Origin of the sequence: Nocardioides nanhaiensis, assembly GCF_039542785.1 — a bacterium.
GTDB classification, from domain to species: Bacteria; Actinomycetota; Actinomycetes; order Propionibacteriales; family Nocardioidaceae; genus Nocardioides; species Nocardioides nanhaiensis.
In genome coordinates, this window is sequence record NZ_BAABIM010000001.1 from 415,783 (window position 1) to 436,921 (window position 21,139).

The 21,139-nt window shown below is 73.9% G+C and carries 21 protein-coding genes; 11 read left to right on the plus strand and 10 right to left on the minus strand.

Going from position 1 to position 21,139, the window contains the following annotated elements; translation table 11 throughout:
* Positions 1–7 precede the first annotated feature (7 nt).
* Positions 8–475 carry a heat shock protein transcriptional repressor HspR gene (locus ABD948_RS01995; RefSeq protein WP_345262373.1) on the plus strand — a complete coding sequence of 156 codons (468 nt, stop codon included), beginning with the start codon at positions 8–10 and terminating at the stop codon, positions 473–475.
* A complete protein-coding gene (locus ABD948_RS02000; protein ID WP_345262374.1) occupies positions 472–942 on the plus strand; it encodes a YdeI/OmpD-associated family protein in 471 nt (156 codons plus the stop codon). Before ABD948_RS01995 ends, ABD948_RS02000 begins: the two co-directional genes overlap by 4 nt.
* On the opposite strand, the gene ABD948_RS02005 is transcribed toward ABD948_RS02000, so the two are convergent.
* Both ABD948_RS02005 and ABD948_RS02010 read right to left on the minus strand, forming a co-directional pair.
* The gene (locus ABD948_RS02005; RefSeq protein ID WP_425576544.1) at positions 943–3,459 is read right to left on the minus strand and encodes a glycoside hydrolase family 65 protein; all 2,517 of its coding nucleotides are present in this window, start codon (positions 3,457–3,459) and stop codon (positions 943–945) included.
* A gap of 111 nt (positions 3,460–3,570) precedes the next feature.
* Positions 3,571–4,776, minus strand: a complete 1,206-nt coding sequence (locus tag ABD948_RS02010) for a macrolide family glycosyltransferase (protein ID WP_345262376.1) — start codon at positions 4,774–4,776, stop codon at positions 3,571–3,573.
* A gap of 57 nt (positions 4,777–4,833) precedes the next feature.
* On the opposite strand from ABD948_RS02010, the gene ABD948_RS02015 reads away from it, so the two are divergent.
* Positions 4,834–5,433 (plus strand): TetR/AcrR family transcriptional regulator, encoded by a 600-nt coding sequence (locus ABD948_RS02015; RefSeq protein ID WP_345262377.1) that lies wholly within the window; start codon positions 4,834–4,836, stop codon positions 5,431–5,433.
* A 28-nt stretch (positions 5,434–5,461) separates the two neighbouring features.
* Here the strand turns inward: ABD948_RS02015 and ABD948_RS02020 are convergent, their stop codons facing one another.
* Entirely contained in the window at positions 5,462–6,175 is a 714-nt protein-coding gene (locus ABD948_RS02020; protein WP_345264437.1) for an HAD family hydrolase, read from the minus strand.
* Between the two features lie 145 nt (positions 6,176–6,320).
* On the opposite strand from ABD948_RS02020, the gene ABD948_RS02025 reads away from it, so the two are divergent.
* Positions 6,321–7,640, plus strand: coding sequence for a DUF445 domain-containing protein (locus ABD948_RS02025; RefSeq protein WP_345262378.1), 1,320 nt, complete (start codon positions 6,321–6,323; stop codon positions 7,638–7,640).
* Positions 7,641–7,674: 34 nt separating this feature from the next.
* Positions 7,675–8,619 carry an Abi-alpha family protein gene (locus tag ABD948_RS02030; protein WP_345262379.1) on the plus strand — a complete coding sequence of 315 codons (945 nt, stop codon included), beginning with the start codon at positions 7,675–7,677 and terminating at the stop codon, positions 8,617–8,619.
* A 27-nt stretch (positions 8,620–8,646) separates the two neighbouring features.
* Here ABD948_RS02030 and ABD948_RS02035 read toward each other — a convergent pair whose 3' ends face one another.
* The 3 genes from ABD948_RS02035 to ABD948_RS02045 are packed head-to-tail and all read right to left on the minus strand — an operon-like array spanning position 8,647 to position 11,479.
* Positions 8,647–10,137, minus strand: coding sequence for a sensor histidine kinase (locus tag ABD948_RS02035; RefSeq protein WP_345262380.1), 1,491 nt, complete (start codon positions 10,135–10,137; stop codon positions 8,647–8,649).
* Entirely contained in the window at positions 10,134–10,724 is a 591-nt protein-coding gene (locus tag ABD948_RS02040) for a hypothetical protein (RefSeq protein WP_345262381.1), read from the minus strand. Before ABD948_RS02040 ends, ABD948_RS02035 begins: the two co-directional genes overlap by 4 nt.
* Positions 10,721–11,479 carry a hypothetical protein gene (locus tag ABD948_RS02045; RefSeq protein WP_345262382.1) on the minus strand — a complete coding sequence of 253 codons (759 nt, stop codon included), beginning with the start codon at positions 11,477–11,479 and terminating at the stop codon, positions 10,721–10,723. Before ABD948_RS02045 ends, ABD948_RS02040 begins: the two co-directional genes overlap by 4 nt.
* Positions 11,480–11,725: 246 nt before the next feature.
* Here ABD948_RS02045 and clpB point away from each other — a divergent pair, with 246 nt between their 5' ends.
* Genes clpB through ABD948_RS02060 form a run of 3 tightly spaced genes read left to right on the plus strand, consistent with a single transcriptional unit; the run spans position 11,726 to position 16,181 of the window.
* Positions 11,726–14,323 (plus strand): ATP-dependent chaperone ClpB, encoded by a 2,598-nt coding sequence (gene clpB / locus ABD948_RS02050; protein WP_345262383.1) that lies wholly within the window; start codon positions 11,726–11,728, stop codon positions 14,321–14,323.
* Between the two features lie 48 nt (positions 14,324–14,371).
* Entirely contained in the window at positions 14,372–15,511 is a 1,140-nt protein-coding gene (locus tag ABD948_RS02055) for a hypothetical protein (protein WP_345262384.1), read from the plus strand.
* Between the two features lie 4 nt (positions 15,512–15,515).
* Entirely contained in the window at positions 15,516–16,181 is a 666-nt protein-coding gene (locus ABD948_RS02060; protein ID WP_345262385.1) for a hypothetical protein, read from the plus strand.
* Positions 16,182–16,191: 10 nt separating this feature from the next.
* On the opposite strand, the gene ABD948_RS02065 is transcribed toward ABD948_RS02060, so the two are convergent.
* Positions 16,192–17,364 (minus strand): pyridoxal phosphate-dependent aminotransferase, encoded by a 1,173-nt coding sequence (locus tag ABD948_RS02065; protein WP_345262386.1) that lies wholly within the window; start codon positions 17,362–17,364, stop codon positions 16,192–16,194.
* A 64-nt stretch (positions 17,365–17,428) separates the two neighbouring features.
* On the opposite strand from ABD948_RS02065, the gene pyrE reads away from it, so the two are divergent.
* Both pyrE and ABD948_RS02075 read left to right on the plus strand, forming a co-directional pair.
* On the plus strand, positions 17,429–17,974 hold the full coding sequence (pyrE, locus tag ABD948_RS02070) for an orotate phosphoribosyltransferase (RefSeq protein WP_345262387.1): 546 nt from the start codon (positions 17,429–17,431) through the stop codon (positions 17,972–17,974).
* 4 nt (positions 17,975–17,978) lie between these two features.
* On the plus strand, positions 17,979–18,638 hold the full coding sequence (locus ABD948_RS02075; protein ID WP_345262388.1) for a DedA family protein: 660 nt from the start codon (positions 17,979–17,981) through the stop codon (positions 18,636–18,638).
* Here the strand turns inward: ABD948_RS02075 and ABD948_RS02080 are convergent.
* Entirely contained in the window at positions 18,628–19,362 is a 735-nt protein-coding gene (locus tag ABD948_RS02080; RefSeq protein WP_345262389.1) for a DedA family protein, read from the minus strand. The genes ABD948_RS02075 and ABD948_RS02080 overlap by 11 nt on opposite strands.
* A 133-nt stretch (positions 19,363–19,495) precedes the next feature.
* Between ABD948_RS02080 and ABD948_RS02085 the strand changes: the two genes are divergently transcribed.
* Positions 19,496–20,155: a TrmH family RNA methyltransferase gene (locus ABD948_RS02085; protein ID WP_345264439.1), complete on the plus strand. Its 660-nt coding sequence runs from the start codon at positions 19,496–19,498 to the stop codon at positions 20,153–20,155.
* Between the two features lie 19 nt (positions 20,156–20,174).
* On the opposite strand, the gene ABD948_RS02090 is transcribed toward ABD948_RS02085, so the two are convergent.
* Both ABD948_RS02090 and ABD948_RS02095 read right to left on the minus strand, forming a co-directional pair.
* Positions 20,175–20,951 (minus strand): hypothetical protein, encoded by a 777-nt coding sequence (locus ABD948_RS02090; RefSeq protein WP_345262390.1) that lies wholly within the window; start codon positions 20,949–20,951, stop codon positions 20,175–20,177.
* Positions 20,948–21,118, minus strand: a complete 171-nt coding sequence (locus tag ABD948_RS02095; protein ID WP_345262391.1) for a hypothetical protein — start codon at positions 21,116–21,118, stop codon at positions 20,948–20,950. The genes ABD948_RS02090 and ABD948_RS02095 overlap by 4 nt, the downstream gene beginning before the upstream one ends.
* Between the last annotated feature and the right edge of the window lie 21 nt (positions 21,119–21,139).

Sequence of the window (21,139 nt, forward strand, 5' to 3'; positions counted from 1 at the left end):
CCCCACGATGAGCGACGGCGCAGGCGGGTCCGGGGCCGGCTCGGGCCGGCAGCCTGCGCCGGACGCTCCGGTGTACGTCATCTCGGTGGCGGCCGAGCTGACCGGTCTGCATCCCCAGACGCTGCGCACCTACGAGCGCGTCGGCCTGATAACGCCCGGGCGCACCGGAGGCGGCGGCCGACGCTACTCCGCACGCGACCTCGACCGACTGCGCGAGATCGCCGAGCTCACGGCCTCCGGCATCGGCATCGAGGGGGTACGACGCATCCTCGACCTGGAGAACAAGAGCGCTGCTCTCGCCTCGCGCAACGCCGAGCTCCAGCAAGAGCTCGAGGCCACCCGCGAGGCGCTGCGGCAGGCGCTCGCCGCTGCGCGCACCGCCGCGCGCCAGGGGGTCCCGCCCAGCCGTCTGCCCGCGGTCCGGCAGCCGGCCCCGGGGCAGTCGGTGGTGGTGTGGCGGCGGGGCAGGTCGTGAGCAGCAGCCCGGCCTGGGTGGGCTTCGACGCGATCGTCGAGCCCCTGGTGTGGGGCGAGAGCACGTACACGATCATCCGGCTCGACGACGCTCTCGCTGCGGCCGCGGCCGCCCAGCGCACCCGGCGCGTCGAGGGCCGGGTGGAGGACGTCGAGGTCAACGTGGGCCTCAACCGGGCCGACGTGCTCGAGGACGCGTTCATGTACGTGGGCGGCTCGCTGCGTCGCCGGCTGGGGGTCCGGCCCGGCGACGTCGTGCGCTGCCGGCTGCGACCTGCCGACCCCGACCTCGTGCCGCTGCCCGACGACGTGCGCGAGGCCCTGACCGCCGCCCGCCGGCTGGAGCCCTTCGAGCGCCGTCGCCCCGCCGAGCGCCGGCGTCGGCTGCAGCCGGTCGAGGACGCGGCGCGCCCCGAGACCCGCGCCCGCCGGATCGCTGCGCTGGTGGCCGGCGAGTCGCCGGACTGATCAGTCGCCCGAGGGCACCGTCGCGGCGATGAGCGTGCCGTCGGCGCGCCGGGTTCCGGCGGGGTTGGCGGGCTCACCGGTCAGGCGCGGCCCCTGGTGCTCCAGCGGCACCAGCGTGGGTTGCCCGGGTCGGACGACGACGCGCTCGCCGCGCACGTCGAAGGAGACCTCGGTGGCGAGATCGGCCACGTCGCCATCGTGCTCGGCGTCCTCGATCTCCAGGCACAGCTGGTCGCGCTCGACCTGCACCTTGACCCGGACGCCCCGCAGGGTCAGCCGGTAGGTGAGCGACTCCCAGGCGTCGGGCAGCCGCGGATCCAGGCACCACTGCTCGCCGTCGGCCACGGTGCCGAGGTCGCGGAAGCCACCGAAGCCGCCCACGAGGGCGCTCCACACGCCACCGGTGGAGGCCACGTGCACGCCGTCGGCGGCGTTGGCGTGGCGGTCGGCGAGGTCGACGTAGAGCGAGCCGAGGAAGTAGCGCAGCGCCAGGTCGTGGTAGCCCACCTCGGCGGCGATGATCGACTGCACGACACCGGAGAGCGTGGAGTCGCCCGTGGTGATCGGGTCGTAGTAGTCGAAGTCGGCCTTCTTCTGCTCGGTGGTGAACTCCTCGCCCTGCAGGTAGAGCGCGAGCACGACGTCGGCCTGCTTGAGCACCTGGAAGCGGTAGATGACCAGCGGGTGGTAGTGCAGCAGCAGGGGCCGCTTCTCCAGCGGGGTGCGGCCCAGGTCCCACATCTCGCGCTCGAGGAAGTGGGAGTCCTGCGGGTGGATGCCGAGGTGCTCGTCGAAGGGGATGGCCATGGCCTCCGAGGCGCGCTCCCACTCCTCGACCTCGAGGTCCAGGAGGCCGGTGCGGCGCACCATCGCGTCGTAGGCCTCGGGGTCGGCCTCGCCCAGCTCGCGGACGGCGCGGGCGGCACGGCGCAGGTTGAAGCGCGCCATCACGTTGGTGAACAGGTTGTCGTTGACGACGGTCGTGTACTCGTCGGGGCCGGTGACGCCGTGGATGTGGAAGGCGCCGCCGTTCTCCTCGCGCCAGAAGCCGAGGTCGGCCCACAGCCGGGCGGTCTCCACGAAGATGTCGACGGCCTGCCGGTGCAGGAAGTCCAGGTCGCCGGTGGCGCCCACGTACTGGCTGAGCGCGTAGGCCACGTCGGCGTCGATGTGGTACTGCGCCGTGCCGGCCGCGTAGTAGGCCGAGGCCTCCTCGCCGTTGATGGTGCGCCACGGGAAGAGCGCGCCCTTCTGGGTGAGCTCGCGAGCGCGACGGCGCGCGTCGTTCAGCAGCGAGTGACGGAAGCGCAACGCGTTGCGTGCTGCCCAGGGGGAGGTGTAGGTGAGGAAGGGCATCACGTAGATCTCGGTGTCCCAGAAGTAGTGACCGCCGTAGCCCGAGCCGGTCACCCCCTTCGCCGGGATGCCGGCGCCGTCGGCGCGCGCCGCGGCCTGCATGATCGAGAAGAGGTTCCAGCGCACGGCCTGCTGCACCTCGGGCTGGCCCGGGATCTCGACGTCGGCGCGGGCCCAGAAGTCGGCCAGGTAGGCGGCCTGGTCGGCCACGTGCTCGGCGACGCCCTCCTCGGTGACGCGGTCGAGCGTGCGGTCGCAGCGGTCGAGCAGCTCGCGCGGTGGCACGGCGCGCGCGGTGTGGTAGCTGACCAGCTTGGTGAGGCGCACCGGCACGCCGGGCTCGGCCTGCACCCGGATGCTGGCCTTGGCGAGGTCCTCGCTGCTCTCGCGCCGCACCGAGTAGTCGTTCTCGGTCTCCACGTGGTGGTCGGCGGTGACCGCGATCGTCATGCCGCTCTCGGCGCAGCGGAAGCCGAGCGCCAGCCGGTGGGAGTCCTCGTGGTCGGCGTGCACCACCGGCACGAGCACGCGGTGGCTGAACTGGGCGGCCTTGCGGGGGTCCATGCCGGTGTCCACCAGCGCGGAGAGCAGCTCGTACTCGCTGTCGCTGTCCTGGCGGTTGAGCAGCTGCGAGGAGATCGTGAGCGGCGCGGGGGCGTCGAGCAGCGTGACCTCGAAGGTGAGCACCGCCAGGTGGCGCTGGGTGAAGGAGACCATGCGGGTGCTGACGACCTTGACGCGCTTGCCGCTGGGCGTGCGCCAGATCAGCGAGCGGGTCAGCACCCCGGTGCGCATGTCGAGCGAGCGCTCGTACTCCTCGAGGTCGGCGGTCGAGAGCTGCAGCGGCTCGTCGTCGACGTAGAGGCGCAGGATCTTGGCGTCGGGGGCGTTGACGATGGTCTGGCCCACGCGCGCGAAGCCGAAGGCCTCCTCGGCGTGCTTGATGCTCCAGGTCTCGTGGAAGCCGTTGACGAAGGTGCCGTTGGTGGCGAAGTCGCGGCTCTCCTCGTAGTTGCCGCGCAGGCCGAGGTAGCCGTTGCCGACGCTGAACAGCGTCTCGGTGACGCCGAGGTCGCGGGAGTCGAACCGGGTCTCGGTGAGCCGCCACTCGTCGACCGGGAAGCGCGTGCGGTCGAGCGGGTCGGTGGCGGGGGGCGGCACGTGGCTCGCGCCGTGGTGCCGCTCGTCGTCAGGGGGCTCGACCGTCATGCCGAGAACGATAGGGGCGACGGCATGTGGCGCGGGCCGGCATCCGCGGGGGTGCGACGGTGGTCACGCGCGCGGCAGCAGCGACTCGACGACCTCGACGGCGGTCCGGGCGCCGCCGGCCTCCTCGATCTCGGCGGCCAGTGCGGCCGCGCGACGGCGCACCGGCTCGGAGGTGACGGCGGCCAGGGCGGCGCGCAGCTCCTCGACGCCCACGGTCGCGCTGTCCACTCGCTGCGCGACGCCCGCCGCCACCAGGGCGTCGGCGTTGCTGAACTGATCGACGTCCTGGGGTGCGGCGATCATCGGCGTGCCGGTCGCCATGCCCTCGGCCGAGCCGCCCATGCCGGCGTGGGTCACGAAGGCGCTCGCATGGCGCAGCACCTCCAGCTGCGGCACCCACGGCAGGATCTCGACGTCCGGTGGCACGGGCCCCCCGCCGGTGACCTCCTCGACCGACACGTGGCGCCCGACCTGGAGCACCAGGTGCCAGTCGTCGAGGCCGCCGAACGCCGCCAGGCAGCGACGGTAGAAGTCGGGCCGGCGGGTGAAGGCGGTGCCCAGCGAGACCAGCAGCACCCGGCGCCCGGGCGGGGGCGTCCAGGTGGCCCCGGGGTCGGTGCGCCGCAGCGCCGGGCCCACGAAGGTGTAGGTCCCCTGGTCCACGCGCTCCAGGTGCGGCTGCAGCGAGGGCGGCACCAGCACCACGCACCGGGGCGGTCGGCCGAGGTAGGTCAGCGCATCGGTCGTGACGCCGCAGCGCGCGAGCATCGCCTGCTGGCGCTCCAGGTAGGCGACCCCGCGGGGGTCGGTGCGCAGCTGGTGGTGGAAGTCCGCCAGGTCCTCCTCGTAGCCCTCCCAGGCCACGTAGGTCGGCGAGAGCTGCAGCGCCGGGAGCCCCCAGGTGTCGGCGAGCAACCGCGCCGGGATGCCGGCGATGTCGTAGAGGAACAGGTCGGGGCGGTCGGTGGCGAAGGCCGCTTCCACCACCGGCAGCATCGCCTCGTACTCGTCCTGGAAGAGCGCGAGGTGGTCGACGGCGTCGCCCGCGTAGCCGGTGTCGGGTGCGGTGTCGCCGCCGGCGGTGTTGGCCCGGGGGAGGACGGAGCGGTAGGGCACGAGCCGCGCGCCCACCGACTCGACCTCGGCGCGCACGGCCTCGTCGTTGACGTAGGTGACCCGGTGGCCGCGCTCCACCAGGCGTCGCAGCACCTCGAGCGAGGGGTAGACGTGCCCGGGTGCCGGGATGCTGACCATGCCGAGGTGAGCCACGGCGTCCTCCTGAATGACGAAACGGTGCGTATCGTTTCGTGACGCTACCATCGTGGCGTGCCGCCCGCACCCCGACCGCCCGACGCCGCCCGGCGCTCCGAGCGCGCCCGCACGGCCGTGCTCGAGGCCGCGCTGGCCCTGACGGCGGAGCGTCCCTACCCCCAGGTGACGGTCGAGGCGGTCGCGGCGCGCGCCGGCGTCAGCAAGGCGACGATCTACCGCTGGTGGCCCAGCCGGGGCGCGGTCGTCGTCGACGCCCTGGCCCACCGTGCCCGGACGGGCGGGGACCACGCGCTGCCCGACACCGGCGAGCTGGAGGCCGACCTGGCGCTGGTGCTGCGCGCGATCGTGGACGAGCTCGCCGACGAGACCTGGAGCAGCCTGCTGCGCGCGCTGACGGTGGAGACCCTGCTCGACGAGGGGTTGCGCGGCCAGGTGCTGGAGACGATCTTCGCCCCGCAGCTGGAGGCGTTCGGCGCGCGCTTCGCCGCCGCCCGCGCCGTGGGCCAGGTGGGGGAGGGCGTCGGAGACCTCGAGGCGCTCGAGCTCGTCGTCGCGCCGGTGTTCCACCGCTGGCAGCAGGGCTCCGGGCCGCTCACGCACTCCTACGCCGACGGCGTCGCGGCTCGCGCCTGCCGGGCCCTGGCCCCGGCCTGAACCGGCTGGACCGGCTGGACCGGTTGGGTCAGGGAAGGAGCTCGGCCAGGTCCTGGACGACGAGGGTGGCGCCGGCCTCGCGCAGCGCCTGCTCGCCCGCGCCGCGGTCGACGCCGACCACCGCGGGGAAGCCGCCGGCGGCACCGGCGGCCACGCCGCTGGTGGCGTCCTCGACGACGACGGCCCGGTCACGGGCCACCCCGAGGTCGTCGGCGGCGGCCCAGAACGTGTCGGGCGCCGGCTTGCCGGCCAGTCCCCGCTCGGCGGCCACGCCGCCGTGCATCACCACGGGGAAGTAGTCGGCCACGCCCGCCGCCTCCAGCACCGCCGGGGCGTTGCGGGAGGAGGAGACGATCGCCATCGGCACCCCGCGCTCGCGCAGGGCGTCGAGCAGCGCCACCGAGCCCGGGTAGGCCTCGACGCCGTCGGTGCGCAGCTCCTCGGCGAAGACGGCGTCCTTGCGGTTGCCCAGCCCGCTGACGGTCTGCGCGGTGGGCGGGTCCTCCGGGCTGCCCTCGGGCAGCTCGATCCCGCGCGAGGCCAGGAACGCCCGGACGCCGTCGTAGCGGGGCTTGCCGTCGACGTGGTCGAAGTAGTCCTGGTCGGTGTAGGGCTCGGCCACCCCGAGGTCGGTCAGGAGCTGGGAGAACATCGCCGCCCAGGCCCGCATGTGCACCTCGGCGGTCGGCGTGATCACGCCGTCGAGGTCGAACAGGACGCCGTCGTAGTCGCTCCAGTCCAGGCTCACGTCGCCAGCCTAGGCGGGTGTGACCCAGGGCCCCGTACCGCGGGCGTAACGCCGCTGCACCTTTCCTGTTACTCCCGGTAGTCAGGCACTACCCTCGGGGTCCGAGCCCCGGGTGAGCGGGCGGAGTCAGGAGCGGCACGTGGACGCGGCGCAGGAGTGGTTCACCCAGTGGCTCGAGGAGCTCAACTGGGTGGCGTTCCTGTCCATCCCGGTCTTCACCGGCGTGATCGGATGGCTGATCAACTGGTCCGGCCTGTGGATGCTGTTCAGCCCCGTGCGCTTCCACGGCGTCACGGTGCCGGGCTTCCGCGAGATCTCGGCGCTGCTGCCGCGCAAGATCCAGGAGGTGCCCGGCGTCCTGCAGGGGGGCATCGGCTGGCAGGGCATCGTGCCCGCGCGGGCCGCCAAGATGGGGTCGATCGCCGTCGACAAGGCGATCTCCAAGCTCGGCACGCCCGCGGAGTTCTACCAGCAGCTCGAGCCCGACCAGATCGCCGAGCACATCGTGCGGGTCTTCCGCCCCGAGGTGCCCCAGCTGGTCGACGAGGTGATGACGCGCGAGCACCCGCGGCTGTGGCGCGACCTCCCGCGACCGGTCAAGGAGGCGATCTACGAGCGGGTCGCCGCCCAGCTGCCGGGCGTCGTCGGCACCGTCACCGACGAGATCGGCATCCACATCGACCAGCTGCTCGACCCGAAGATCATGGTCATCGACCACTTCCGGAAGAACCCCGAGCTGGTGGTGCGGATCTTCCGCGACTTCGGCCAGCGCGAGCTCGACCTGATGGTGCGCTTCGGCTTCGTCTTCGGATTCCTGCTCGGCATCCCGCTGGCGATCGCCGACTCGATCCTGCACCTGTGGTGGGTGCTTCCCGTGATGGGTGTCGCGATCGGGTGGATCACCAACGCGCTCGGCATGTGGCTGATCTTCGAGCCGCCGGAGCCCAAGCGGCTGTTCGGCGTGATCCCCGTGCACGGGCTGTTCCTGCGCCGCCAGGACGAGGCCGCCGAGGTCTACGCGCGGATCATCGCCGAGGACGTGATCACCCTCGAGCGGATCGGTGACTTCATCCTCGACGGCCCCCGCGGCGACCGGACCCGGCAGATGCTCGCCACCGCGCTGCGCCCGGCCATCGACCGGGCGGCCGGTCCCGCCCGCGCCGCCGTCCGGGTGGCAGTGGGCCCGGCGCGGTTCGACACCATCCGCGACTCCGTGGCCGCCGAGGCCGTGGGACGCACGCTGACGCCGTTCAAGGACCCCGAGTTCTCGGCCCGGCAGGCCGAGAAGATCCGCGTCCTCGTGGCCACGCGCACCAAGGAGCTGCCTCCGCGCGACTTCGTGGAGATGATGCGCGCCGCCATCAAGGAGGACGAGTGGATGCTCTACGCCCACGGCGCCATCATGGGCGCGGCGGGCGGCTTCCTGCACCTGGCGATCTTCGGGGTACAGGGTGGCTGACGAGCAGAACGGTGACCGGCGGCAGGAGGGGCACGTGAGCGGGGTGGAGCGCCACCGCGGCACGAACCGCGAGGAGGTCGAGGGCGCCATCGAGGCGATCCCGGGCCTGGCGCGAGTCGCGGCACACGCGGCCTGGCACACGACCGAGTGGGGCGTGCGCACCTCGGCGCGCGCCTGGCTGCGCGTCGGCCGCGCGGTGACCCGCCCCGAGGAGGCCGGAGAGCTGGCCCGCGACGTGACCCGCGCCGCCTCGGTGGTCGGCGAGCTGGCGCGCTCGGTCTCGGCCGGCACCCCGGTCTCGAAGGCCCTGATGTCGGCGGGGGAGTCGCTCGGCGGCATCGTCGAGCAGGGCGAGGTGGTGGACGGCACCGTCGTCAACGGTCACTCACACACCTCACGCCCAGGTCACTCCCGGCAGCCGCCGCAGACCTCGCTGCGCGAGCGGGGGCAGGAGCTGCTGCACCGCTCCCGCGACGTCTGGAACACCGACGAGGGCCACCCCGCGTTCGAGCGGATCCTCGGCGAGCTCGCACCCGACGAGGCGCGCATCCTCCTGCTGCTGCTCAAGGGCGGCCCGCAGCCCAGCGTCGACGTGCGCACCGGCGGCCCGATCGGCATGGTCAACAGCCAGCTGGTGGCGCCGGGGCTGACGATGATCGGCGCACGCGCCGGGTGCCGCTACCTCGACCAGGTGCCGGCCTACCTCAACAACCTGTTCCGGCTCGGGCTCGTGTGGTTCTCCCGCGAGGCGCTGCGCGACCCGCTGGAGTACCAGGTGGTCGAGGCGCAGCCCGACGTGCTGGCCGCCATGCACTCGGTGAAGTTCGCCAAGGTGGTGCGGCGCAGCATCCACCTCACCCCGTTCGGCGAGGACTTCTGCAAGGCCTGCCTGCTCGAGGAGGACGCCGCCACCGTGGCGTTCCCCGAGCACGCCACCCCTCCGGCCAGCGATGCCGCGGAGCCGCCCTCGCACTCCTGACCGCGCGGGCCTGCGATCCCGTGCCGGTCAGGCGGCGGGCAGGGTGATCGTGAACTCCGCGCCGCCGCCCTCGCGTGGGGCGTAGGCGACGGCGCCGTCCTGCGCCTCGGCGAGGGTGCGCACCACGTAGAGCCCCAGGCCGGTACCGGCGGCGGTGACGCCGTCGGCGCGGGCGAACTCGCTGAAGAGTCGGGAGTGGAACGCCTCGGGCACGCCACCGCCGCGGTCCAGGACGGCGATCTCCAGGTGCCCGGACCGGTGCGACCCGCGCACCTGCACCTCGATCGGCGGTGCGCCGTACTTGACGGCGTTGTGCACCAGGTTGGCCACCATCTGCTCCAGGCGCAGCGGGTCGGCCAGGACCGTGCGCGGGTCGAGCACCCGCACCGTGGCCGCCTCGCCGCGGACGCCGGAGCGCTCGAGGGCCAAGGTGGCCACCTCGCCGGGGTCGACGGGGCGCAGCTGGAGCCGCAGGCTCCCGCGGTGCACCTGGGCGGCGGTCAGCAGGTCGGCGGTGATGGTGTCGAGGATCCGCACCTGCCGGGTGACGGCGCGCATCATCCGCGCCAGGTCAGCGCCGTCGACGTCGGACTCCTCGGCGATCATCTCGGCCACTCCGCCGAGCACCGTGACCGGTCCCCGCACCTCGTGGGCGGCCGTGGCGATGGCCCGTCGCAGCAGCTGGGCGTCCTCGGGAGCGCGGTCCAGGTAGAGCAGGAGCGACCCGTCGGCGGCGCGCTGGCGCACCCGCACCCGCACCCCGGTGGCGGTCTCGAGCTCGTACTCGGCGTCGGGGTGCAGCCGGTGGCGGGCCAGCGCCTCGGCGAGCCGCGGCGCGACCTGCTCGAGCGTGGCGCCCTCGCACAGGTCGGCCCCCAGCAGGGCGCGGGCCTCGGGGTTGAAGGCGAGCACGCGCACCGCCTCGTCGCCCGCGGCGGCGGGGGACGGCGGCGTGAGGGCGAGCACGCCCAGCGGGGCCAGTGCCAGCGCCTCGCCCGGCAGGGTGTCGGGAGGCGGCCTGGGGGAGTCGGGGGGCGGCCCGGGAGGGTCGCTCACCAGCGAGAGCGGGGGGAGCGACCGCCCGGTGGTGCCGGCGGTGGCGGTGCTGGTGGTGGTGGTGGTGGCGCCGCCGTCGTGCCGCACCTGCTGCAGGTAGGCCAGCATGCTGCGGATCGGTGCCCCCTTCTGCACGTAGCCGTCGGCGCCGGCGGCCACGGCGCGGGCCGCCATCTGGTCGGCCCCGAAGCCGGAGAGCACCACGATCCGGGCCGTGGGGCAGCGGCGGCGGATACCGGGCAGCGCCTCGATGCCGTCCATGACCGGCATCGCGAGGTCGAGCAGCACCAGGTCGGGCTGCTGGGCGGCGCACACCTCGATGCCCTGGCGCCCGTCGCCCGCCTCGCCCACCACGTCGTAGCCACCACGGGTGAGTGCCATCCGCATCAGCTCGCGCAGGTCGGCGGTGTCGTCGACCAGCACCACCCGGGGGGCGGTCAGGGGCACGCTGGTGATGCTCACGGCCGGCCCGGCTCCTCGCCGAGGTCGATGACGGCCGGGCTGCTGCGCAGGAGCTCGACGGTGAAGTGCTCGTGGCCCAGCAGGTCGGTGATGATGTCACTGGCCGAGGCGATGGAGGAGGAGAGCGCCGCACCGGCGCGCGCGGAGTCGCCGAGGTCGAGGGCGAGCTTGGCGACCACCAGGCCCTGCAGCACGCTGTCGTTGAGCTCCAGGGCCTGCTGCTCGCGGCGGCGCAGGTCCTCGAAGAGCGCGGCTCCCTGCATGAGCGGTCCGTAGGTGCGCCGCAGCGTGAAGTAGTAGATCGCCACCACCAGGCCGACGGCGTCCCAGACGGTCAGCGGCCAGGTCCAGGCCTCGCGCATGGCCAGGCCGGCCGGGTCGCTCACCCCGAAGGAGGGCAGCAGCATGTGCACGGCGTGGCCGCCGTGGTGCACCGCGCAGGTGAAGAAGATGGCGGCCGTGGCGGCGCCGAGAGGGTTGCTGCGCAGCTGCTTGCTCCGCGCGAGCGGCCTGAGGATCGCCAGGCAGACGAACAGGTAGGCGACGGCGATGCCGGCGTTGAAGGCCGCGCCCAGGTACCAGCTCACGCCGCCCCCACCCCGCCCAGGGTCAGCAGCGCCAGGGCGCCGACACCGAGGGTCAGCACCACGTGCGGGGCCGGGTGCCAGTCGAGCCAGTGGGCGGTGCGGTGCCCGTGCCCCGCACGCAGCGCGCACACGCCACCGGCCACGGCGGCCAGCTGCGTCGTCAGGGCGAGCAGGTCCCACGCGCCCACCGGCTCGGGGCCGGGGAGCAGCGGCGGCAGCCCGGTGGCGCGGCTGAGTGCCCACAGGGCGCAGACCCCCAGCTGGGCGGCGACCCCGAGCCGCAGCAGCCACGGCGTGGGTCGCAGCACCAGGGCCGCCGCCCAGCCCAGCTGACCGGCGGCGCAGACGGCGAAGGCCATCGCCAGGGTGGGCAGCGTGGCGGAGTGGGGCGGCACCAGGGCGGCGTGCACCCCGGCGGCCACGGTGCTGCCCACCACCGCGAGCGGCAGCCAGCAGCGCGGGGTGGTCGCGGCGGCGGCTCGCGCGGGTGCGGGTCGCGCGGTGGTGGTGCGCAGCAGCGCGAGGTGCGCGGCGACCTCGTCGGGCAGGCCGGTGTGGTCGCGGCCGGCGGTGCTGCTGACGGTCCTGCTGGCGTGGTGGGAATGTGGCAGCGGCGTCGCGGCGCGGTGCACGAGGTGGGGCAGCAGGATGGCGGCCAGGCCGAGCACCCCGATGACGACGACGCCCAGGTGCACCAGGTGTGCGGAGGCGTGCGGCACCTGCGCGGCCACGAGAACGGTCGCTGGGCTGCTCACTGCTCCCCCTACCGGGGCCTCCCGGCGCAGCCCTCCCCGACCGCGCCTCCCCCGGAGGTTCCAGGCTAGGGACGTCGGCGCCGGTGGGAAGGGGATCGCGGCAGATCGGGCGGCGCGGACCAGACCGGATCGAAATCAGCTCACCCACTTGGAGTTGAGCGGAACAGACTCAACTTTTCTGACGTTGACGAGTGTGACAGCCTCGTGGAGGCGCACCCCGCACCAGCACAGATCCAGGAGACGCCCGTGAGCCAGTTCGGCGCCGACAAGTTCACCACCCGCAGCCGCGAGGCCATCGAGGCCGCGCAGCTGGCCGCGACCACCGGCGGTCACCCGCACACCGAGCCCGTGCACCTGCTGGCCGCGCTGCTGCGCGAGCCCGAGGGCACCGCGCGCACGATGGTGGCCAAGGCCGGCGTCGACGCCGGCGCCGTGGCGGCCGCGGCCGAGCAGGCGCTGGCGGCCCTGCCCCGGGCGAGCGGCTCCACCGTGCAGCAGCCCGCCGGGTCGGCCTCGCTGACCCGGGTGCTGGCCGGCGCCCTCGACCTCGCGGGGTCGATGAAGGACGAGTACGTCGCCACCGAGCACCTGCTGATCGCCCTGGCCGGCACCGAGAGCAGCGCCCAGCGGCTGCTCACCGAGGCCGGGCTCACCGAGGCCGGTCTGCGCGAGGGCCTCACCGCCGTGCGCGGCAACCGGCGGGTCACCAGCCAGGACGCCGAGTCCACCTACGAGGCGCTGGAGAAGTACTCCGTCGACCTGACCCGGGCCGCCGAGGAGGGCAAGCTCGACCCCGTCATCGGGCGCGACGCCGAGATCCGCCGCGTGGTGCAGGTGCTCTCGCGCCGCACCAAGAACAACCCGGTGCTCATCGGCGAGCCCGGCGTCGGCAAGACCGCCGTCGTCGAGGGCCTGGCCCAGCGGGTGGTCGACGGCGACGTGCCCGACTCCCTCAAGGGCCGCCGGGTGCTGAGCCTGGACCTGGCCGCGATGGTGGCCGGCGCCAAGTACCGCGGCGAGTTCGAGGAGCGGCTCAAGGCCGTGCTCGAGGAGATCAAGGACGCCGGTGGCCAGGTGGTCACCTTCATCGACGAGCTGCACACCGTCGTCGGGGCGGGCGCCGGCGGTGACTCGGCCATGGACGCCGGCAACATGCTCAAGCCGATGCTGGCCCGCGGCGAGCTGCACATGATCGGCGCGACCACGCTCGACGAGTACCGCGAGCGGATCGAGAAGGACCCCGCGCTGGAGAGGCGCTTCCAGCAGGTGCTGGTGGGCGAGCCCTCCGTCGAGGACACCATCCAGATCCTGCGCGGCATCCGCGAGAAGTACGAGGCGCACCACAAGGTGCGCATCACCGATGCCGCCCTGGTGGCCGCCGCCACCCTCTCCGACCGCTACATCACCGGCCGCCAGCTGCCCGACAAGGCCATCGACCTGGTCGACGAGTCGGCCTCGCGCCTGAAGATGGAGATCGAGAGCAGCCCGGAGGAGATCGACGTGCTGCGGCGCGTCGTCGACCGGCTCAAGATGGAGGAGTTCGCGCTCGAGAAGGAGACCGACGACGCCTCGGTGGAGCGGCTGGCAGTGCTGCGCGCCGACCTGGCCGACCGCGAGGAGGAGCTGCGCGCGCTCGAGGCCCGCTGGGAGCAGGAGAAGGCCTCCCGCGAGGGCGAGGGCGAGCTGCGCGCCCAGCTGGACCAGCTGCGCATCGAGGCCGAGCGGCTGCAGCGCGAGGGCGACCTGGGGGCCGCGAGCGAGATCCTCTACGGCCGCATCCCCGCGCTCGAGCAGCAGATCGCCGCGGCCGAGGAGGCCGAGAGCGTGGCGTCGGCCGACGTCGACCCGCTGGTCGGCGACTCCGTGGGCGCCGAGCAGATCGCCGAGGTGGTGGAGGCCTGGACCGGCATCCCCACCGGCCGGATGCTCGAGGGCGAGACCGCCAAGCTGCTGCGCATGGAGGAGGTCGTCGGCGAGCGGCTCGTGGGTCAGGCCGACGCCGTCCGCGCCGTCAGCGACGCCGTCCGCCGCTCCCGCGCCGGCATCGCCGACCCGAACCGGCCCACCGGCTCCTTCCTCTTCCTCGGACCCACCGGCACGGGCAAGACCGAGCTGGCCAAGTCGCTGGCGGACTTCCTCTTCGACGACGAGCGCGCGATCGTGCGCATCGACATGAGCGAGTACAGCGAGAAGCACGCCGTCGCGCGGCTGGTCGGCGCGCCCCCGGGCTACGTGGGCTACGACGAGGGCGGCCAGCTGACCGAGGCGGTGCGGCGTCGCCCCTACTCGGTGGTGCTGCTCGACGAGGTCGAGAAGGCGCACCCCGAGGTGTTCGACATCCTGCTGCAGGTGCTCGACGACGGTCGCCTGACCGACGGGCAGGGCCGCACGGTCGACTTCCGCAACACGATCCTCATCCTGACCAGCAACCTGGGCTCGGGCTTCCTGGTCGACCCGCTGCTGGACCCGGAGAAGAAGCGCGAGTCGGTGATGGCCACCGTGCGCGCGGCCTTCAAGCCCGAGTTCCTCAACCGGCTCGACGAGATCGTGCTGTTCGAGGCGCTGACGCTGGCGGACCTGACCCGGATCGTCGACCTGCAGCTGGCGCTGCTCGAGCAGCGGCTGGCGGTGCGGCGGATCAGCATCGAGGTCGACGACGCCGCCCGCACCTGGCTCGCCGAGACCGGCTACGACCCCGCCTACGGGGCGCGGCCGCTGCGCCGGCTGATCCAGAGCGCGATCGGCGACCCGCTGGCGCGGATGCTGATCGGCGGCGAGGTCGTCGACGGCGGCGCCGTGCGCGTCGAGGCCGCCGAGGGCGGGGGCCTCGCGCTGCGGGTCTGACCCGGCAGGGCCGGCAGGCGGGTGGGGTCGGTCTGCTGGAATGGGACCGTGCCCCCCGACACCCCCGACGACCGCCCCGGCCGTGGCTCCCGCTCCGGCGCCACCCTCGAGCGCCCGCGCCAGACCGGCTTCGCCGCCTGGGGGATCCTCGGCGGGTCCGCGTTGCTGGTGGTCTCGGCCTTCGAGGGAGTGGCCGGGCTGCAGAGCCTGGAGACCCAGGAGGCCGTCCGCGACTTCCTGGCCGAGCCGCCCGGCTCCGGCCTCGGACTGAGCGAGCAGGGTGCGCGGTCGGTGCTGCGGGTGCTGATGCTGGTCGGCGGCGCGAGCGCCGCCGCGGCGGCGATCCTCGGCGGCTACGTGCTGACCCGCTCGCACAGCGCGCGCGTGGGGCTCTCGGTGCTCGCCCTGCCGCTGCTCGTCGGCGGGTTCGCCGTCAGCAGCCTGCTGACGGCGCTCGTCGTCGGCCTCATCGTGACGCTGTGGCTGCAGCCCTCGGCCAGCTGGTTCCGCGGCGAGGCGCCGCCCGAGCCGCGCCGGCCGGCGCCGAGCACGGCGTCGCCCGCCGCCGCGCGGCAGCCCGCGCCGACGTCGGCTGCCGCGCCCGGATCGACCGCGTCGGGCTCCGTGCCCCCGATGGCCTGGCCGCCCTCCGGCGCCCAGCAACCGGCTCCCTACGGCCAGGCTCCCTACGGCCAGGCTCCCTACGGCGGGGCGGGCGTCGGGCAACCGGTCCCGACGCGGAGGCCCTCCTCGGTGCTGGCGGCGTGCCTGGTCACCTGGATCGCCACCGGCCTGGTGGCGCTCGGCATCGCGGCGACGGCCTTCACCCTGGCCACCGTGCCCGACCTGCTCTTCGAGGAGCTGCAGCGCCAGAACCCGGACGCGCTCTCCTCGGCGGGCCTCACGCAGGGGGAGGTGCGCGCCAGCACGCTGGTGCTGTGCGGCGTCGCGCTGGCGTGGTGCGTGGCCGCAGCGGTGTTCGCGGTCGGCACGTTCCGGGGGCGCTCGTGGGGTCGGCGCGGGTTGCTGGTCTCCGCGGCGCTGGTGAGCGGGCTCTCGCTCGTCACCATGCTGGCCAGCGTCGCGATGGTGCTGCCGCTGGCCGCGGGCGCGGCGACCGTGGGGCTGCTGCTGCGCCCCGAATCGCGCGCGTGGTGTCGCCGGGCCACCGGCGCTGGTGTTTCATGACCCCATGAGCGACCCCCAGTACCCCTCCCCGTCCCCCTCCGGCGAGGGCGGCCCCTCCGGCCAGGGCCCGTACGGTCAGCAGCCCTACGGCCAGCAGCCCTACGGCCAGCAGCCCTACGGCCAGCAGCCCGGCTACGGCGGCCAGCAGCCCTACGGCCAGCAGCCGTTCGGCGTGCAGCAGCGCGACCCCGACAAGCGACCCGGCACGGTGCTGGCGGCCGGTCTGGTGGCCGCGATCTCCTCGGCCATCGTGATGATCTTCGCCGGACTCGTGGCACTCGGCGGTGACGCGGTGCTCGACGAGATCCGCCCCGACCTCGAGCGTGAGCTCGCCTCGGGCGACTACGGCAACCTCACCGTCGACGACATCGGCGGCGTCGTGATCGGCATCTTCGTGGTGCTCGCCGTGTGGAGCCTGATCGCCCTGGTCACCAGCATCCTGGCGCTGATGCGGCAGAACTGGGCGCGCATCCTCACGGTCATCTCGGCCGCCGTGGCCGCGCTCCTCACGCTCGTGGCCGGCTTCCTGACGATCGTGCCCTGGGTGATCACGATCGCGGCGGTCGCCTCGATCGTGCTGTTCTTCGTCGGCGGCGCCAGCGAGTGGTACGCCCGCAAGGGCGGCTCCGCGCAGCAGCTGCCCACGGGCACCTCCCAGCCCTGGGGCTGAGCGGGCCGGGTCAGGCGGTGAGGTCGGCGGCGGCGAGCCGTGCGACGCCGTCGGCGATGACGGCGGGCTCCTTGCAGAACGCCCAGCGCACGTGGTGGCGCCCGGCCTCGCGGCTGGCGGGCAGGTCGGGGTCGTAGAAGCCCTGCGCCGGGATGGCGACGACGCCGGCACGCTCGGGCAGTGCCCGGCAGAAGGCGTCGCCGTCGGCCCACCCCAGGTGGGCGACGTCGGTGCTGGCGAAGTAGGTGCCTTGCGGCACCGTGGGCTCCAGACCGGCCTCGCGGAGACCGGCGACCAGCAGGTCGCGCCGCTCGCGCAGGCTCGCGGCCAGGGAGCGCGGGAAGTCCGGGTGCTCCTCGAGTGCGACGGCGACCGCCGGCTGCAGCGGCGAGCCGGAGGTGAAGGTCAGCCACTGCTTGGCGGCGAGCACCGCCTGCACCAGTGGCGCGGGTCCGGTGGCCCACCCGACCTTCCAGCCGGTGAACGAGTAGGACTTGCCGGCGCTGGAGAGCGTCAGCGTGCGCTCCCACATGCCGGGCAGGGTGGCCAGCGGCACGTGCTCGGCGTCGTCGAAGGTGAGGTGCTCGTACACCTCGTCGGTGATCACCACGAGGTCGTGCTCGATCGCGAGGTCGGCCACGGCCTGCAGCTCGGGGCGGCTCAGCACGGTGCCGGTGGGGTTGTGCGGGGTGTTGAGCAGCACGAACCGGGTGCGGGGGGTGACCGCGGCCCGCAGCTCCTCGACGTCGAGGCGGTAGTCGGGTCCGCGCAGCGTGACGGGACGGCGCACCCCTCCCGCCACCTGGAGCATCGCCGGGTAGGAGTCGTAGAACGGCTCGAGGAGCACCACCTCGTCGCCGGGGTCCACCAGGCCCAGCAGCGCCGCGGCCACGCCCTCGGTGGCACCGGTGGTGACGACGACCTCGGTGTCGGGGTCGACCTGCAGGCCGTAGTGGCGCTGCTGGTGGGCGGCGATCGCGCGGCGCAGCGCCGGGACCCCGATGCCGGGCGCGTACTGGTTGGCGCCGTGCTCGAGGGCGGCGACGGCGGCGGCGATCACCGGTGGCGGGCCGTCGACGTCGGGGAACCCCTGGCCGAGGTTGACGGCGCCCGTGCGCACCGCCAGCGCCGACATCTCGCTGAAGATGGTGGGTGGGATGCCGTGCAGGCGTCGGGCGAGCATGCGCCCGAGCCTACGAGCCGGCACGATCAGGCTCCTCCCAGGCGACGCCGGTAGCGTGCTGCCCGTGACCACCACCGACGACGCGCTCGCCGCCGACATCGACGCCTGCTGCCGCCTGACCGGGGAGTTCACGCTCCGCTCGGGGCAGGTGAGCACCGAGTACTTCGACAAGTACCTCTTCGAGGCCGACCCGCTGCTGCTGGCACGCGTCGCGCGCGAGATGGTGCAGCTGCTGCCGCAGGACACCGAGCTGCTGGCCGGGCTCGAGCTGGGCGGCGTGCCGATCGCCACCGCCGTCAGCGGGATCCTGGGCACCCCTGCGCTCTTCGTGCGCAAGGAGCCCAAGACCTACGGCACGGCCAAGCAGGCCGAGGGGCCGCCGTTCGCCGGCAAGCGCGTCACGATCATCGAGGACGTGATCACCACCGGCGGGGCCGTGCGCGACGCCGTCGCCCACCTGCGCGAGGGTGGCGCCGTCGTCGAGGTGGTCTGCTGCGCGATCGACCGCAGCCCCGAGGGCGAGAACCCGCTGGCCGACGTCGGCCTCGAGGTGCGCCCGGTGCTCACCAAGGCCCAGCTCGACGCCGCCCGCGCGGCGACCCGGGGCTGAGCGCGTGCCGCACGTGTGGGCGCTGGCCGCCGCGGCCGACGGCACCGAGGAGCTCACGGGCATCGCCGGCTGGGCCGTCGACGTCATGGAGCGGCTCGGGCCCGCCGGGGCCGGGCTGCTGATCGCGCTGGAGAACCTCTTCCCGCCGCTGCCGAGCGAGGCGATCCTGCCGCTGGCCGGCTTCACCGCGAGCCGCGGCGACTTCTCGCTCGCCACCGCCATCTTCTTCACCACGCTGGGGTCCGTCGTCGGCGCCATGGTGCTCTACGGGATCGGGGCCGGCTTCGGGCGCGACCGCACCTTCTGGCTGTGGAAGAAGCTGCCGCTGGTCAAGGAGGACGACTTCCTGCGCACCGAGGAGTGGTTCGCCAAGCACGGCCGCAAGGCGGTGTTCTTCGGGCGGATGATCCCGATCTTCCGCAGCCTGATCTCGATCCCCGCCGGACTCGAGCGGATGCCGGTGCTCACGTTCCTGCTGCTCACGACCGCCGGGAGCCTGATCTGGAACAGCGTCTTCGTGGTGGCCGGCTACCAGCTGGGCGAGCAGTGGCACCGCGTGGAACCGGTGGTGGGCTACCTGCAGTGGGGCGTGGTCGCCGTCGTCGGCTTCGGCGTGGCGTGGTGGGTCATCAAGCGGATCCGGGAGCGCCGGCTCACCGTGTGACGCGGTCCGGCTCCTCGTCCGGCACCGGCCCGACGGCGCCGACCGCGCCGTCGCGGGCCGCACGACGGTGCGCGCGACGGTGGCGCCACCACTCCCACGCGATGGGCACGGCCGTGAAGGCGAGGATCGCCAGGATGGCGGCGTCGATGTTGTGCTCGAGCCACGGCACGTTCTCGCCGAGGAAGAAGCCCAGCGCGGTGATGGTGAGCACCCAGGCGAGCCCGCCGATGAGGCTCCACAGGTAGAAGACGTGGCGCGGCATCCGGGTGATGCCGGCGACCACGGTGACGTAGGTGCGCACGAAGGCCACGAAGCGGCCGATGACCAGCGCCTTCTTGCCGTGCTCGGCGAAGAAGCGCTCGGTGCTGGCGATGTGCTTGCGCTTGATCAGCCGCCCGTCGCGGTTGCGCAGTGGTTGCCCCACCCCGCGGCCGATCTCGTAGCCCACCACGTTGCCCAGCCAGGCGGCGGCGAGCAGCAGCGTCAGCGCGATGCCCAGCTCGACCAGGCGGGAGCCGGGGAACAGGTCGATCTGGCCGGTGGCGATGAAGATGCCCATGGCGAAGAGCAGGCTGTCGCCGGGCAGGAACGGGAAGAAGAGCCCGCACTCGACGAAGATGATGATCAGGCTGATCCAGAACAGCTCCGCGCCGAAGCGCTCGAGCAGCCACTGGGGGTCCATCCAGTCGATGCCGAGGAACATCGGGAGCACGATCTCGGTCACGGATGTCACGGTAGCCCCGAACACCGGCACCGGCATCGGGATTCCCCCCGGGGGCACCCCTATCCTTCGGTCGGTGGAGGGACCGGAGGCGGTGGACGGGTCAGGGGGCGAGCCGCGGGCGCCCTACGACCCGATGCCGCACGGCCGTCCCGAGGTGGGCGTGGGCCCGTGGGAGGGGCCCAGGCCCGCCGACCCGCACCTGGACCCCGAGCTGCTCGAGCACGGTGACCGCCGCAACGTTGTCGACCGCTACCGGTACTGGCGCCTGGAGGCGATCGTCGCCGACCTCGACACCCGCCGGCACGGCTTCCACGTGGCCATCGAGAACTGGCAGCACGACTTCAACATCGGCACGATCGTGCGCACCGCCAACGCCTTCCTGGCCGCCGAGGTGCACATCGTGGGCAACCGGCGCTGGAACCGGCGTGGAGCGATGGTGACCGACCGCTACCAGCACGTGCGCCACCACCCCGACGTCGAGACGCTGAGCGCGCACCTGGCGTCGGGCGTCGAACGGGTGCCGCTGCTCGGCATCGACAACCTGCCCGGTGCCCGGCCGCTGGAGACGCTCGCGCTGCCGCGCGCCGTGTGCCTGCTGTTCGGCCAGGAGGGGCCGGGGCTGAGCGAGGCGGCGCGCGCCGCGTGCGACGGCACGTTCTCGATCGCGCAGTTCGGCTCCACGCGCTCCATCAACGCCTCGGCCGCGGCCGCCATCGCGATGCACACCTGGGTGCGTCAGCACGCCGACCTGGACGGCGCGGGCCCGGGCGGCGAGCAGGTCTGGCGGGGCTGAGCCGGACCGAGCGCCGGCCTCAGCGCCGGGTGAGCAGGTCGCAGACCAGGACCCGGTTGCCCGCGCGCCACTGCAGCTCGTCGGGGACGCCGACGTCGTAGCGCCCGGCGCCGAACCGCTGGCAGCGGACGGCCGCGCGCTGGACGGTGGCCGGGGAGGGGTAGGCGCGCCCCACCTGCAGCGCCCCCACGGACCGGGTCACGTGGGGGACACCGCAGTGGACGGCGTACCCACGACGGTCCTCGCAGGCGCTCAGCCGCTCGGGCAGCGGGCCGTCCGGCAGGCGCAGGTCCTCGTCGAGGCTGATCAGCCGGTCGCCGGCGCCGCGGATGCCGAGGTCGCAGCGGATCCAGGAGGCGCCGCGCCGCTGCTGGGCGGCCGTGGGCACGAAGAAGTTGAAGAGGTAGGGCGTGAGCGCGCGCCGGGTGACCGACGAGCCGAGCACGCGGGCGCGCGCCCGGGTGCAGGCCGGTCCGGCCGCGCGGTAGACCTGGCCGAAGTCGGCGAGGTCGACGCTGCCCGGGACCCGCACGACGGACACGGTGCGGGTGTTGTGCCGACCGCTGCACGGCACCGCTCGCTTCGTGTCCGAGAAGGCCTGGCTCTGGCGGCGCGAGAGCTGGTGGCAGGTGCCGACCCGGGGCAGACCCGGGGCCGTGCGCGCGGTGGCCGGCCCGGACGGCGCGGACGCCGCAGCCAGCGGGAGCACCGAGGTGGCGGAGGTCGCCGGCGTCGGCGAGCCCAGCACGAGGGCGGCCAGCAGCGCCGCCGTCAGGCTCAGCACGCGCGCGCTCACCGTCGGGTCTGCTCGTAGCAGACCAGCGCGCGGTTGCCGGCCCGGAAGAGGGGTTTCAGCGCGTAGCGGTAGGTACCTCGGCCCTCGATGAACCGGTTGCAGCCGCGGGCCTGCTCGCGCGCCCGCTCCGGCGTCGGGAAGCCACCGCGGAGACGGACGGCGCCCACCGCGCGGAAGCTGTGCGGCCG